11 protein-coding genes are annotated in these 14,730 nt (G+C 64.0%); 4 read left to right on the forward strand and 7 right to left on the reverse strand.

Annotated features, from left to right (window positions below):
- The first annotated feature begins 43 nt into the window (after positions 1-43).
- From Pan44_RS03410 to Pan44_RS03425, 4 genes are all read left to right on the forward strand, one after another.
- Positions 44-1,516, forward strand: coding sequence for a DUF1501 domain-containing protein (locus Pan44_RS03410; protein ID WP_145027258.1), 1,473 nt, complete (start codon positions 44-46; stop codon positions 1,514-1,516).
- Positions 1,517-1,687: 171 nt separating this feature from the next.
- On the forward strand, positions 1,688-2,758 hold the full coding sequence (locus tag Pan44_RS03415; RefSeq protein ID WP_145027260.1) for a Gfo/Idh/MocA family protein: 1,071 nt from the start codon (positions 1,688-1,690) through the stop codon (positions 2,756-2,758).
- 56 nt (positions 2,759-2,814) lie between these two features.
- Entirely contained in the window at positions 2,815-4,338 is a 1,524-nt protein-coding gene (locus Pan44_RS03420; protein WP_231754214.1) for a hypothetical protein, read from the forward strand.
- A 601-nt stretch (positions 4,339-4,939) separates the two neighbouring features.
- Complete coding sequence (locus Pan44_RS03425) at positions 4,940-6,481, forward strand: cytochrome P450 (protein WP_197453809.1); 1,542 nt, start codon at positions 4,940-4,942, stop codon at positions 6,479-6,481.
- Between the two features lie 601 nt (positions 6,482-7,082).
- On the opposite strand, the gene ispF is transcribed toward Pan44_RS03425, so the two are convergent.
- From ispF to fabF, 7 genes are all read right to left on the reverse strand, one after another.
- A complete protein-coding gene (gene ispF, locus Pan44_RS03430) occupies positions 7,083-7,565 on the reverse strand; it encodes a 2-C-methyl-D-erythritol 2,4-cyclodiphosphate synthase (protein WP_145027264.1) in 483 nt (160 codons plus the stop codon).
- 52 nt (positions 7,566-7,617) lie between these two features.
- Positions 7,618-8,940, reverse strand: a complete 1,323-nt coding sequence (locus tag Pan44_RS03435; RefSeq protein WP_145027266.1) for an outer membrane protein assembly factor BamB family protein — start codon at positions 8,938-8,940, stop codon at positions 7,618-7,620.
- A gap of 75 nt (positions 8,941-9,015) precedes the next feature.
- Positions 9,016-10,272, reverse strand: a complete 1,257-nt coding sequence (locus Pan44_RS03440) for a PQQ-binding-like beta-propeller repeat protein (RefSeq protein WP_145027268.1) — start codon at positions 10,270-10,272, stop codon at positions 9,016-9,018.
- Positions 10,273-10,339: 67 nt separating this feature from the next.
- Complete coding sequence (locus tag Pan44_RS03445) at positions 10,340-11,488, reverse strand: DUF1559 family PulG-like putative transporter (protein ID WP_197453810.1); 1,149 nt, start codon at positions 11,486-11,488, stop codon at positions 10,340-10,342.
- A 106-nt stretch (positions 11,489-11,594) separates the two neighbouring features.
- Entirely contained in the window at positions 11,595-12,128 is a 534-nt protein-coding gene (locus Pan44_RS03450) for a GNAT family N-acetyltransferase (protein WP_145027272.1), read from the reverse strand.
- 75 nt (positions 12,129-12,203) lie between these two features.
- Entirely contained in the window at positions 12,204-13,166 is a 963-nt protein-coding gene (locus tag Pan44_RS03455; RefSeq protein WP_145027274.1) for an alpha/beta hydrolase, read from the reverse strand.
- Between the two features lie 184 nt (positions 13,167-13,350).
- Entirely contained in the window at positions 13,351-14,634 is a 1,284-nt protein-coding gene (gene fabF / locus Pan44_RS03460) for a beta-ketoacyl-ACP synthase II (protein ID WP_145027276.1), read from the reverse strand.
- Positions 14,635-14,730 lie beyond the last annotated feature (96 nt).

Raw genomic sequence — 14,730 nt, forward strand, 5'->3', positions numbered from 1 at the left:
TACGCTGACACCCATCGACGCAGACCTAATAGCGAGGCTTCTCATGCTTATTCGCGTTCCCGGTCAGCCCGGCAAAGATCTTTGCGACGGCCATCTTGGCGTCACCCGGCGTGACGTCCTCCGTGTCGGCGGCTCGAGCATGCTCGGGGCGACCCTCGGCGGCATGCTGCAGATGCAGGCGGCCAGCGCCGCGGAAGGAACCGTCGGCGGCGCCGGCTGGGGGCAGGCCAAGAGCATCATCCTCTGCTATCTGCAGGGGGGGCCGAGCCATCTCGATCTGTGGGACCCGAAGGAGAACGTCCCCGAGAACGTGAAGTCGATCTTCAGCCCGATCAGCACGAAGGTCCCGGGGCTCCAGTTCACCGAGCTCCTGCCGCAGCTGGCCAACGTCACCGACAAGGTGACGATGATTCGCTCGATGAGCTACACGCCGAACGGCCTGTTCAACCACACGGCCGCCATCTACCAGATGATGACCGGCTACACGACCGACAAGGTCAGCCCGTCCGGCCAGCTGGAGCCGCCGAGCCCGAAGGACTTCCCGAACTTCGGCTCGAACATCATGCGGCTGAAGCCGACGAATACGCCGATGCTGCCGTTCGTCATGCTTCCCCGTCCGCTGCAGGAGAGCAATGTCGTCGGCAAGGGAGGCACGGCCGGCTTCCTCGGAAAAGCGTTCGACCCCTACACGCTGTATCCGGATGGGGACGACATGGACATGACGAAGATGGACCGCATCCGCGTCGACGACCTCGAGCTGCGGGCGGACGTTTACGGCGAGCGCCTCGAACGCCGTGCGAAGCTGCGCGACGTCGTGAACGCCGGCATGCCGGAAGTCGACCGCGCCGTGAAGAGCTACAACCTCAATGAGTACTACAGCCGGGCCCTGAGCCTCGTCGCCTCTGGAAAGGCTCGCGACGCGTTCGCCCTCGAACAGGAAAAGCGTGAAACCCGCGACCGCTACGGCCGGAATACCTTTGGCCAGTCCCTGATGCTCGCCCGCCGCCTGGTGGAAGCCGGGACCCGCGTCGTGGAAGTGGTGTGGCCCAAGGTGGCCAACAGCGACAACCACTCGTGGGACGTGCATACCGGCCTGCCAGACCGCATGAAGAAGCAGTCGGCCCCGATGCTCGATACCGGGCTTTCGGCCCTGATTGAAGACCTCGACGACCGCGGCATGCTTTCGGAGACGCTGGTGGTGGCGGTCGGAGAATTCGGCCGCAGCCCGCAGCGCGGCGTCAGCACCTCCGGCAACGGCAACAGCGCCGACGGCCGCGACCACTGGCCGTACTGCTACACGGCGGTCGTCGCCGGCGCCGGCATGAAGCGCGGCTACGTGCACGGCCAGAGCGATGCCACCGGCTCGGCCCCGCTCAAGGATCCGGTCCATCCCGGCCAGCTCCTGGCGACGATCTACCATGCCTTCGGCATCAACCCGCAGACGATCGTCTACAACCACCTCAATCAGCCGCGCGAGCTGGTGAAGGCCGAGGCGGTGAACACGCTGTTCGCGTAATTCGGTCGACCACACTCCCGAAGCCCGGCTTCTCTTAAGACGCCGGGCTTCTTCATGCGCAGGGGCCTTTTTTGCGACTCCACCGGCCGGAACCATGACAATACGCCGGCCACCCGGAATAATGCCGGCTCAACTCAATTTCGAACCCGCAGAGAAACGGCAACAGCTTCCATGAAAACTGGCTTCGGCATCGTCGGCACAGGAATGATCTCCAAGTTCCACGCCCTGGCGATCAAGGACATCCCCAACGCCCGCCTCGTTGGCTGCTCGGATATGAAGCCGGAACGGGCCGCCGCGTTCGGCAAGGAAGAAGGCTGCAAGGGATACGAATCGCTGGACGCCATGCTGGCCGATCCGGAGATCCAGGTCGTGACGATCTGCACCCCCAGCGGCGCGCATGTCGAGCCGGCCGTCGCCGCCGCGAAAGCCGGCAAGCATGTTCTCGTCGAGAAGCCGCTCGAGATCACGCTCGAGCGCTGCGACAGGATCATCAACGCCTGTAAAGAAGCCGGCGTCTATCTCGGCGCCATCCTGCCGTCGCGATTCTCGCCGGCCAACCTGGCGCTGAAGAACGCGATTGATTCCGGCCGGTTCGGCAAGTTGACGCTGGGCGACACGTATGTGAAGTGGTGGCGGACGCAGGAATACTACGACTCGGGCGCCTGGCGCGGCACCTGGGAGCTGGACGGCGGCGGCTCGTACATGAATCAGGCGATTCACAATGTCGACCTGCTCTACTGGTTCATGGGCGATGTCGACCAGGTTTGCGGTTTGACATCGACCATCGCGCACGAGCGGATCGCCGTGGAAGACGTCGGCACCGCCATCGTGAAGTTCAAAAACGGCGCTCTCGGGACGCTCGAGGCCACGACCTCGGCCTGGCCGGGACTGCTGAAAAAGACCGAGATCCACGGCACTCAGGGCTCGGCCATCGTCGAGCAGGACGACGTCCTCATGTGGGAATTCGCCAACGCCGTCGGCGACGACGCCCAGGTGAAAGAGAAGTTTGCGAAGAAGGCCGGCACCACCGGCGGCGCCTCTGACCCCAAGGCGATCGCCTATACGGGGCACAAGCTGCAGTTCGAAGACTTCGTCGAAGCCGTCCAGAAGGGCCGGCCCCCGGCAATCGACGGACTGCAGGGGCGCAAGAGCGTCGAGATCATCCTCGCGATCTACGAATCGTCGTGGACGGGCAAGCGCGTCCAGCTGCCGCTCAAGGCCGATCCGAAGCGCCCGGCGTAAGCGGCGCTCCGGGGCGACGGCTTCTTCGTCGTGTCCCAAACTCCGATGGGCTGGCCGTGATTGCATCCCGATCGCTGACACTGACCCACCGCATGCTGCTGGCAACGGCGCTGCTGTGGGTTTTTTCGTGCACCGCCGACTCGCTCCATGCCGAACTGCTCGCCGGGACGGCCAAGGTGGATATCACCAACCGCACAGGCCCGGTGAATGATCCGCTGTTTGTGAAAGCCCTCGTACTGAGATCGGGCGAGACGACGGCCGTCATCATGACGCTCGATGCCGTCGCAGTAGGCGAGATCGGGCATATCAACAACGACTACCTCCCCGCGCTCCGGGCCCGGGTGCAGAAGGAGTTCGGGATTGCTCCGACGCAGATCCTGGTCAACGCGAGTCACTGTCATGGAATCGTCGCGCCGGATGTCGGCGAGTGTTCGTTCCAGGCCGTCAGCCAGGCGCTGAAGAATCTCGTGCCGGTCAGAGTGGGCGTCGGCGTCGGTCATGAAGACCGCGTCTCCGAGAACCGCCGCATCAAGCTGAAGAGCGGGAAGACGGTCGATGTGCGGCATGCGTATTCGTTCGCCGCGGATGCCGACATCGCATCCGTGGGGCCGATCGATCCCGCCATCGGCGTGCTGCGGCTCGATCGGGTCGACGGCCGGCCGCTGGCGGTCGTCTACAACTTCGCCTGCCATCCGATCCAGGGAGTGCCCTCAGGCGCCAACACGGCCGACATGACGGGATTCGCCTCGCAGGTGATTGAAGACAACCTCGGCCACGGGGCCGTCGCCCTGTTCGTGCAGGGCTGTGGCGGCGATATCAACCCGGTGTCGTACAAGGCGGTTGACCAGCCGCGCGATGCCGAGCCGCTCGGCAACATGCTCGGCCTCAGCACGCTCAAGGCCGTTCACAGGATTCAGACTCAGGTCGACGAGCGACTGGTCGTGAGGAACGAGACGCTGGCCTTGCCGCGATCCGATCAGGCCGATCGCATCGCGCAGCTCGAACAGGAGCAGACGCGCCTGGCCGCGAGCTTCAAAGGCACGACGCTCAACTTCAAGACCTTCCTGCAGCTGATGGTGAAGCACGGGCTGACAGGCGAATTTCCATCGTCCCCCGCCTCGCGTTATCTGCATGAAAAGGCTCTCGGCCGCGAGCAGCTCAGCCGTCTTGACGCTGAGAACCGGAAGAACGTCGAAGCCTACCTTCAGAACATCCTGGCGATGGAAGAGCTGACCCGCGTGCAGACGAATCTTGCGCTCCTGCGGAAGCATCAGGCGCAGAACATCGCGGCCGGCAAGCGGACGGTGGATGTCGAACTCGCAAGCCTGCGAATCGGCGAGTTCATGCTGCTCACGTTCCCCGGCGAGCTGACGGTGCAGATCGGGCTCAATCTCAAGTCGAAGTCGCCGCACCCATCGACCTTCATCGCCGGCTACACCAACGGCTACATCTACTACGCCCCGACAAAGGAGCAGCTCGAGAACCCGGGAAACGCCCAGGAAGATTGCGACAGCATCCTCGCCCCGGAATGGCAGGAGATGTTTGAGAAAAAGGCCATCGACATGCTCAATGCACTGTAGGCGGAACAGGGGGAAGTCAGTCCGACACAGTGTTTTCTCGCGTTTCAGCAGGTCTGAGCAATAAGTGCTTTCGGCCGCCCGGACATTCAACCTGCCCACCGCACAGGCGAGAGCTTCCCGGCTCGATGTCAGAATCTCGCTGCGGCATGCGACGCAATCACTTTCGCAACTGAAGGTTAAGGCCCAAAGCCCCTTCAGGCGCGCGAAGACTCTGCCCGATGCGCAACCTCTCCCGTCAGGGTAGAGAGTTCGTTCTTTGGCAACGCAAACAGGGGGTGATCAGCCCCGCGGGAGGAGGTGAAAGACCACTCCAAAGCTCGTCACACATGTCACAGGTCCAGAACTCCAATGTTTTAGTCGGTTCTCCGCTGTCACAGGTCGTCACAGGTCTCCCTCCGGGGGACCGGCCTCCGCGATAACGAATGTCCACGCACCCTAAGAGGAAACTGGTACTCGCGGGATCTGCCGCTCGCATCGTTATCCTGCGTTGCGCCGCATCGCGAATCTCGCCTGCGGTGCCATGGCGACCCTCACTTCTGCAGTCCGCTCCATGAACGATACGTCGCAACCGTCTGCACCGCCTGCCAGTTCGGAGGTCCCGGTGGCGACCCCCCGAACCTCTGGCTTCGGCCTCTGGGAGCGGCTGGCCCGTCTGCCGGGGCAGCTCCTCGGGAGGAATCCATTCGGCGGCGAACTGCTTCCCGGGCGTGTTCCAATTCTGGCTCCCGGTTCTGGACGACCGGCGTTGCCATTCCCACACCCGTGGAACTACCGGGACCCGCTGTGCATTCTCGACTCCTACTTTCACGGCTCCGAATCGGCGGAAGGCGCCGCGCGGCACAACCGATATCTCGACTTTCCTGGCTTTCCGCCCGTCCTGGTGACGCGCGATCCGGCCGTCATTCGCGCCATCTGCAGCGACACGGGCGACCAGCCGGGCCAGTTCGACCGCGATCCCCTCCCGTCGGCCGGCATCGCGCGGGCAACCGGCAAGGACACGCTCCTGTATTCGAACGGCTCGGTCTGGCGGCGGCAGCGGAAGATCGCGGCGCCGCCGTTCGGCAAGACGACCCTCTTCCAGCCAGAGCGATTCCACGAGTTCGAGGCGACCTTCCGGCAGACGATTCGCAAGCGTCTGGGAGTGCTCCGCGACCATCTCGCCTCCACCGGAAAGCCGACCGCAATCGTCTCGCTCGAGCCCGAGATCAAAGTGGTGATGCTGGAATTGCTCACCAACAACTTCTTCGGAACGGAAATCGGCTACGACGAACTGCGGTCAAATTACGTTCCGGCCATCGAACGGATGATCGACCACATCGTCCGCGACACGGTGACGAACACGCTTGGCCTGCCGCTGAAGAAGTTGCCCGCATTGACCCGATCAATTGCCCAGGCGAAACGCGACGACGCCACCTTCGAGGAACTGACCAACCTGGTTCTTGCCGGTCGAAAGTCGGGCAAAGGACTGTGGAAGCAGTTCAAGTCGGATGCGCCCGACTCGGCTCTCCGCAGCAACCTGCGCGTGTTCCTGGCCGGAGCGCTCGAGGCGACGACGTCCTACGCCACCTGGACGCTGGCACACCTGTCGCGCAATCTCCCGGCGCAGGAGAAAGTGTTCACCGAGATCGAGCACATCGACGACTACACGCCAGACCGGCTCGATGAGGCCGGCTACTTCTGTCGTGTGCTCGATGAAACCCTGCGCCTCACGCCGTCGCTCTATTTCCTGCCCCGGCAGGCGACGGTGGATACGACGGTGACGATCTCCGACGGCCGAACCATGCAGATCCCAGCGCGGACGCACGTCCTGCTTGGCGTGTGGCATGCGAACCGGCATGATGACCATTGGGGGCCAGCGATCACCGGGTACCCCGCGAACGAGTTTGCCCCCGAGCGCTGGGAGCACCTGGCCGCCAGTGGACGGGCGTCGAAGGAGATGCTGCACTTCGGATTCGGGCACGGGGCGCGCGTCTGCCCCGGGAAGCACCTCGGACAGCTGGAAGTGGCGCTGGTTGTCGGAGCGATCGTGAAGATGTTCCGGTTCAAGGCCGTGAACGCAACGTGTGAAGCGCGGGCCGGAGTTTCGACGAAGCCGGCCGATGGAACGCTCGTCGAGCTCGAGCTGCGCGCCCCCGCGAACTAGTGGCGACGATTGATCGCGACCTGCTTTCGACAACGGCCCGCGCGCCGTGGAAGGCCACTCGGGGCATCACGCGGAGAGTTCAACGTCCGCGGGAAACCGGGCGCCGTCGTGGCGTTCGGCGGCCGCGAAGTGAAGGATTGACGCTGCGAGGCGCGGTCACGACTGCGGAAGGAATTCGCGAAGATCGCAAAACTCCTCTTGCCACGCCGGCGGATTTCGCAAGAATCGCGTCGTGCCGTGCGGACGCTGCACGGCTGGTTTTCAGGCCCGCCCTTCCGGTTATTCTGGCAAGTCGCCGGAGGTGGGGTGTTCTGTCAGAAAGGAGGTGGTCGCGTGCAATATCACTGTACTAGCCAACGAGGTGCGACTGTCTGAGCGGACGTCGGCGGATGATTCGCCGGCCCGGTTTGAAGTGGCGGCTGTGGGGTAACCAGCAGTCGTCAGCACCGTGGCGTCCTTCGGGACAAGACAGCCACCTCCTCATTGGACCCCACGGACGACTCGTCGTTCAGGGTTGATGAGTGATGAAACACGCCCGGCCCTCGACTCGTCGAGGGCCGGGCGTTCTTTTTTGGGAAGGACGTTTCGAACCAGTCGTCCGTCAGGATCCCGCTCGCTCGATCAACACGACGGCGTCCGCGGAGAGAGCTTCCTCCCGGCCGACGGGACCGACCTTTTCGCCAGTTTTGGCTTTCACGTTGACCATCGCAGCGTCGAGGCCCAGCAGCGACGCGACTCGCTCCTTGATGGCGGTCTTGAAGGGCGAGAGTCTTGGCCGCTGGGCGTGAACGGTGCAGTCGAGATTCACGATCGACCACCCATCCCCCTTGAGTCGTGCGACAACGTTCTCGAGCAGCATGCCCGAATCGACTCCTGCGTACTGCGGATCGTTGTCGGGAAACCATTCACCGATGTCGCCCAGCCCGGCCGCGCCGAGCAGGGCGTCGGTGATGGCGTGCAGCAGGACGTCCCCATCGCTGTGCGCGACGGGGCCGGTTTCATGCGGAATGAGGACGCCGCCGATGATCAGCGGCTTTCCGGGGGCGAGGCGATGAGTGTCGTGTCCGAGACCGATGCGATGCATGCGGTTGGTGTAACGATCGCGCCGGCGCTCGTCACGCCTGCGCCCATTCGCGTCATTTCGCGGACAGATCGAGGGAGATGATCTCGTTATCGTTGCGGACGTACATGCAGCGATTCGCAAACGCAGGCGGGCTCCAGATCACGGCCCGCCCGAAGGCGTCCTGCGTCGGCGCGATCACATGCGCCCGGCTCACCTCTTCGTACTTCTCGGGGGTCAGCTTCGCGATGATGACGTCGCCCTTCTCGTTGAACAGGAAGAACCGGTCGCCGTTCCGTGTGAGAAACGCCGTCGCCGAGCCGGCCCTGCGGTCTCCCGTGGTGGCGGCATAGGTCTCCCACAGCTTTCCGCCGGTGGCTGAATCGAGGGCCGTCAGCTCGCCCTCGCGATCCACTCCGTACAACGTGTTGCCGACCACCAGGATCGGGCTATGCACCGGCCCCAGGCCGATCTTGGGCGACGTTTTCCAGAGCACCTCCGGCATGCCTGTTGCCGCCAGCTTCAGCATCACGCCGATCTTCACGATGCCGCCGGCGAACAGCGAGTCGCCTACCTGCACCGGCGGGACGATCGACATTCCGAAGTTCGGTTCGAGTGGGACCGTCCAGTGAACGGAACCGGATGCAGGATCGACACCGTTGAGCGATTCCGGAGTCCACAGCACCAGCTCTTTCCGGCCGTGAAACTCGATCATGGTCGGCGGGCAGTAACCTGCGTCCTTCGAGTTGAGGGTGCGCCAGATTTCCCTGCCAGTCTTCTTGTCGAGGCAGACGGCAAAGGCGTTCGGGCCGCCGGGCGTCGCGAACAGGTGATCGCCGTCGACGAGCGGATGGGCGGCAAAGCCCCACATCGGCGTCGTCGCCTGGTAGTCGTTCTGGAAGTTCTTCGCCCAGATGACCGAGCCGTCTTTCACGGAGAGGCAGCGGAGGTCCCCTTCCGCGCCAAGAGAATAGACGCGATCACCATCGACCGTCGGCGTGGCCCGCGGGCCGGCCGGATAGGAGATTTCATAGGTCCGCGGGTAAGAGTGGACCCACAACTCCTGCCCTGTTTTTTCGTCGAGGCAGAGGAGCCGCTCGTTCCCCTGCAGGATGTTCTTGACCCCCGGATCGGCCTTGGCGTCACCCGATTTCCGGACGTAGTCGGAGACGAATACCCGTCCGTCCGCCACCGCCGGCCCGCTGTAGCCTCCCGCGATCCTCGCCCGCCACTTCACCGGAGGGCCTTCCGCTGGAAACGTCTCGACAATTCCGGTTTCGCTCCAGACGCCGTTCCGTTGCGGCCCAAGCCATTGGGGCCAGTCGTCGGCAAAAGCGCTGGTCGAAACCGAAACGAGGGCGGAGAAGAAAATTGCGGAGAAGGATCGTTGCGATCGCATGGAAAGAGTCCGGAGGCAGAGGCAGGGGAACGACGCGATTCTAGACGCATTCTTCCCGCCGGCTTCCCGGACCGCTTACTTCGCGGCCACGTTCTCTTTTTCGCCGACACGGTAAAGGTGCGATTCACTGCGCAGGAACAGCGCCCCGTCAATCGGAGTGTAGGACGCGTAGGTCCTGAGCCCATTGGCAAATTCGTTCTCGGCAATCTTCTCGAACGTGTGTCCCGGCTTGAACACGATCGAACGCCCTTCTTCGTTCTGGGCGTAGATCTTGCCGTCGGCATACAGCAGGGAGGCCGAGTACTTGCCGCCGACCCGCTCCGTCCAGTGGACTTTTCCGGAGGAAACGTCGACGCAGCTGATGATCCCCGCGTCCGACACGAAGTAAACGTCGTCCCCCACGACGACCGGCGATGGGTTGTAGGGGACTCCGCGTTCCAGCGACCACTTCACATGACTGTCGGTGATGTCGCCGCTCCCTGTGGGATCGATGGCCAGGATCTTCCCCTTCTCATAGCCGGTGCAGGCGATGACCAGGCCGTTGGCGTAGACCGGGCGGGGGACGACCGACCAGTTGCCGTGACGCACACGCCACAGCTCTTTGCCGTTGGCCGGATCGTAGGACATGATCGCGCCGCTGCCGGGGCAGATCGCCTGCGTTTGGCCGTTGATGTCAACGACGAGCGGCGTGCCGAACGAGAATCCTTTCGAGAAGCCAACATCGCGAGGAGTCTTCCAGGCGACGTGGCCGGTGGTCTTGTCGAGAGCCGCGACGTACTGCGAGTCGTGGCCGTCGCAGCAGATCACCAGATGATTGCCGGCCAGGGCCGGAGACCCGCCGACGCCGTGCTGCGGAAGGTACTTCAGCTCATTGGTCTTCCAGAGAACCTTGCCGTCGAAGTCGACGGCGGCCGTTCCGTGGGGACCGAAGTGGAGGAACACCCGGTCGCCGTCGATCAGCGGCGAGGCGCTGGCGTGACTGTTCTTCTTGTGGATCTCGACCTTGCTTTCGGTGCGGAAGAGTTCGTTGTTCCAGAGGATCTCACCGCTGCGGGGATCGATGCAGAGGGCGCGCAGCGACTGGGCGTCGTCGCCTTCCTGAACGGCGGTCGTGATAAAGAGTCGATTGCCGACAATGACGGGGGTCGACCAGCCGAGGCCGGGAATCTCCGTCTTCCAGACGACGTTCTCGGTCTCACTCCAGGTCGTGGGGAGCCGCGTGGCGTCGGAAAGGCCCTGGGCCGTCGGCCCGCGGAAATCGAGCCAGTCCTTCGCAGCGGCTTGAGATGTCAGGCCCAGAACAACAACGACCGCGCCAAACCAACGGTGCATAACCACTCCGGATACGTCGAATGAGCAGAGCGATCTTAGCGGATGACCGGTTCGGAGGCAGGTGATCTCAGGAACGATCGCGAAGGATTCGAACGGCCGGGAGTTCCCGCTGCAGCCGCTCGAAGTTCGCGTCGCTGATGCCGTGGAAGCGCAGCGACGTGAGCTTCGTCCACGTTTTGAGGATTGAGCTCACATCCTCCACATCGTCGACTCGCTGAGATTCGAGATGGGCCAGGTCGGGGAGTCGGGAGAGCACCGTCGCCAGCGACCGGTTCAGCGGAATCGGCACGGAAAGCGACGTGCACTTCGGGTATTGAGTGACGACAACAGACTGGATGTTCCCCGGTGTTGGAGGGTCATCGGGATTGCTCCCCTTGTCGGCGTGAATGGAGATCAGGATCTCCTGCGTCTCCGGGTGGATCCTGACATCGGCCCTGTATGAGCCCACCCCAGGCCGCTCCCACGTTGCTCCGGTGGAGCGAAATTTTTCCGGCCGCGGGGGAAGGTCCGCCTGTTCCGCTGTCGCAACCGGAGGGGCGGAGCTCAGGATTTTGAGCAACCGGGGATCGATCTCCGGGCTGAGCGACTCGACGGAACCATCCGCCATCACGACGTACGTGACAGCGCGGCCTGGCAGCCCGTACCCGGCAGGCGAGTTGTTGATCGCGTCTCCCAGCCGGCGCCAGTTGAAGGGGTATCCCCAGGGGAGGAAGTCGCCGCCCGCCTCACCGATCAGGAAGGTCTCGGACGTCCCGGCCGTCATGTCATCGAACGTGACGCAGTGATTCCTGTGCATGACGTTCGGATTGGCCGCGTGATGGATCAGCGGGTAGCCCTCCGGCGATACGAGCGGCGCGGTGATGAACGGGCTATGTTCGCACCACAGCGATTCGCGCATGAAGGGTTCGTTCACCGGGCTGTCCCAGGGCCGGTTCATGTCGATCATGTTGTAGAGCGGGGTTGCCGCCAGGAAGGGAATCAACCTGGTGGGCCAGCCGTGGTGAGCGACGCCGTCCGCATCGACGCTGGCGCCGAGCGGCAGGACTCTGTACACGTCGGCGTAGTTTTGAACCGCGAGCCCCCACTGCTTGAAGTTGTTCCGGGCCTGGGTTCTCCGGGCCGTCTCGCGCGCCTGTCGAACGGCCGGCAGGATCAGGGCGACCAGCAGGCCGAATACGCAGACCGGCACAACAAAACTCGTCCAGCGAGGAAGCATGCGGTGATCGGAACGGGTTGTCGTTTGCGGGCGGAGCGGAGTTTGCCCGATGACACATACGCCCGACGCGGCGCCGGCGTGGGCGCGCACCTTGCATCCGGCGTCGCTACGTGACGGCAGTGAACTCGGGGCGATATTCGACGAGGCCGGTGATTGCGGCGAGGGCTGCGGGCTGCAGTTCGAGCGCCATGAAGTATTCGGCCGGGACATCGAACGGGCATTCGATTCCCGAGTTGGCAGCGGTCTGGAAGCCGAACCGCCGGTAGAACGCCGGCTCGCCCAGGACGATCACCGCGGGGAAGCCACGCTCCCGAAGTCGGCCGAGCGACCAGTGGATGAGTGCGGTGCCAACTCCGCGTCGCTGCAGCTGGGGCGCAACGGACACCGGCGCGAGCGACAACACCGGCGGTTGACCTGCGACGCCGCCGACCTTGAGCGGGCTGTAGCCGACATGCGCCACCGGCCGGTCGGCCATGCGCGCGACGGCCGAAAGGGCGAATCCTCCGTTTTTTCTCAGTGCCTGCACCAGCTGCGATTCGGCCGGCTGGCCAAACGCGTCGATCGTCGACTGGTCGACGATGGCGACGTCCCCGCCGTTCTCTTCGTCAAACACAAGCTCATCCGGGAGCGAACTGGTCACGGTTCTGCCTTGATGGGGTCAGATGACTGGCGGCCGGCAAACGGCGGCAAACGGCGGCGGACAGACTGGCCGACACTAGGCGGCGGACGCAAGTTCGCGCGAGGCTGAAGGGGCCGGATCGCCGGTTACGGCCGTCAGAAAGCCGCGGACGCGGTCATCGAACTCTTCCGGCGAGGCGTCGCGCTCGAGGTTGTGGCGTCCGCCGGGAACCGTCCAGAACGTTGCTTGGGGGATCCGATCGGCCAGCAGCCTCTGGAACGACTCCGGCACGTGCGAGTCGTCTCCTCCCGCCAGCATCAGCACCGGGCGGCCGCCGAGTTGCTGGACTGATTGTTCCACCGGCACGAACCGCACTCGCTGCCTGAGCCCGCTCCAGGCGATCGCCAGCCGGAGCGTGCTGCGGATATGCCACAGCGGGACTGCGAGGATGGCGGGAACCAGGCGACGGATTCCGGCCATGAGGTGATGCATGGCCAGGTCGAGCGTGGAGAACGCGCCGACGGCGACCACTCCGTGGACGCTGCTCCCCGCAGCGGCGGCGAGCGCGGCATTCGCTCCACGACTTACGCCCACCAGCGTGACCGGCAGGCCCCGCCATTCCGGCCGCGTGGCGACCCACTCGAGGACCGCTTCGACATCATGGACTTCGAAGCGGGTCAGCCAATGACAGGGAGTGTAGCGGCGGTCGTGATCGCTCTCACCGTGGTTCCGGAAGTCGAACGTGACGAGGTCGTGTCGTTCGGTCACATGGTCGGCGCAGTGCCCCTGAAACGACCAGCGACTTCCGCCGAACTCGTGACAGAAGACGATGACGCCGTCGGTCGACCGGCCGGTGGCTCGGAGCACGCTGCCTCGCAGGAGCGGGCCGTCCACACTGGCGACGGAGAAGCGTTCGGCGTCGCGGCGGGGCGGGTACGCGCGGGCGCGGAGTTTCGGCTTCCGTTCAAAGTGCGAGATGATGGCGCGGGCGAACCCCGCCTGCACGAGAATATCGAGCAGCACGATCGCGCCCGCGATCTTCAGGACCAGCAGCGCCACGACGAACCTTTCAGGGACGCGACCGGCAGAAAATGCCGCCGGTCACCCGGCCCCCGAAATGAAGACCGCCGTCCGATGGCTGGCATCGGACGGCGGCGATTCGACGCTTGAGAGTTTCAGCAGTCAGGCAGACTGCGCGGCCTCCGCTGCAATGCGGCGCGGCCGTCATCTCTGCCCAGCTTCCTCAACCCTTGTAGGCGGAAAAGATCAGGGACACATTCTGGCCGCCGAAACCGAAGCTGTTCGACAGCGCCCGCGTCACCTTTCCCTGCCGGGCTTCATTGGGGATGTAGTCCAGGTCGCAGTCCGGGTCGGGCGTCTCGTAGTTGATCGTCGGCGGCAGGATGCCGTCCTTGATCGTCTTCAGGCAGACGATCGCTTCGGCACAGCCGGCTGCCGCGATCAGGTGTCCCATCATGCTCTTGGTGCTTGACACCGGCGTCTTGTAGGCGTGGTCGCCGAGGGCCTGCTTGATCGACAGCGTTTCGACCTTGTCGTTCACGGCTGTGCTCGTGCCGTGGGCGTTGATGTAGTCGATGTCGGTCGCGTTGATCTGAGCGTCGTTCAGGGCCATCTTGATGCACGCGGTCGCGCCGCGGCCGTCCGGATGGATGTCCGTGATACGGTAGGCGTCCGCGGTGGACCCGTATCCCAGGATCTCGCCATAGATCGGAGCGTTCCGCTTCAGCGCGTGCTCGAGTTCCTCGAGCACCAGGATGCCGGCCCCTTCGCCGAGCACGAAGCCATCGCGATCACGGTCGAACGGACGCGATGCCTTGCGCGGCGCTTCGTTGTGCGTCGAAAGGGCGGTCAGCAGGTTGAAGCCCGTCACTCCGAACGGATGAATCATGCTGTGAGCGCCGCCCGACAGCATCACGTCGGCCTCCCCCTGGCGGATGATCTCGGTCGCTTCCCCGATGGCCTGGCTCGAAGCAGCACATGCCGTCAGACAGTTCAGGTTCGGCCCCTGGGCGTTGAACAGACTGGCCAGGTGGCCAGCCGGCATGTTTGGCTCCTGCTCGATTTCCACCTTCGGGTTCAACTCTTCGAGACCGCGGCGGGTGAAGGTCTCCATGTCGAACTCGCCATTCCGCTGGGCCTCGGCGATGAGCGTCATGAAAAGGTTGAAATCCTGCTGGCCTTCACCAGCGCCCAGGTAGATTCCGAAACGGCGAGGATCGACCGACTGATCGCTCACGCCCGAGTCTTTCACCGCCTGGACGGCCGCGCCAATGGCGTAACGAATGTTCCGTCCGGCGAACTCGAAGCGGTCCGGGTTCGGGATGTAGTCCGCGAGGTCATAGCCCTTCACTTCGGCCGCGAACTTCGTCGGAAAGTGCGACGCATCGAAGTGCGTGATGTAGTCGATCCCGCTCTTCCCTTCCTGGAGGGCCTTCCACATGGCGTCGACGGTTTTCCCGATCGGCGTGACGACTCCCATGCCCGTGACGACGACACGTCTGCGCATTTTCCACTTCTCCGGTGTCTCTACCCGCGGTTCACAAGCGGAACGCGGTCACAATGACGGCACGCCGTCCACTGACCATATCGGCCGGAACGACGT

The sequence above is a fragment of the Caulifigura coniformis genome (assembly GCF_007745175.1).
In the GTDB taxonomy this organism is placed as follows: domain Bacteria; phylum Planctomycetota; class Planctomycetia; order Planctomycetales; family Planctomycetaceae; genus Caulifigura; species Caulifigura coniformis.

Bases quoted from the DNA above. Each gene is read 5' to 3' on its own strand.
- Pan44_RS03410 (WP_145027258.1), top strand. From the start codon at position 44: ATGCTTATTCGCGTTCCCGGTCAGCCCGGCAAAGATCTTTGCGACGGC.
- Pan44_RS03415 (WP_145027260.1), top strand. From the start codon at position 1,688: ATGAAAACTGGCTTCGGCATCGTCGGCACAGGAATGATCTCCAAGTTC.
- ispF (WP_145027264.1), bottom strand. From the start codon at position 7,565: ATGCATCGCATCGGTCTCGGACACGACACTCATCGCCTCGCCCCCGGA.
- Pan44_RS03435 (WP_145027266.1), bottom strand. From the start codon at position 8,940: ATGCGATCGCAACGATCCTTCTCCGCAATTTTCTTCTCCGCCCTCGTT.
- Pan44_RS03440 (WP_145027268.1), bottom strand. From the start codon at position 10,272: ATGCACCGTTGGTTTGGCGCGGTCGTTGTTGTTCTGGGCCTGACATCT.
- Pan44_RS03445 (WP_197453810.1), bottom strand. From the start codon at position 11,488: ATGCTTCCTCGCTGGACGAGTTTTGTTGTGCCGGTCTGCGTATTCGGC.
- fabF (WP_145027276.1), bottom strand. From the start codon at position 14,634: ATGCGCAGACGTGTCGTCGTCACGGGCATGGGAGTCGTCACGCCGATC.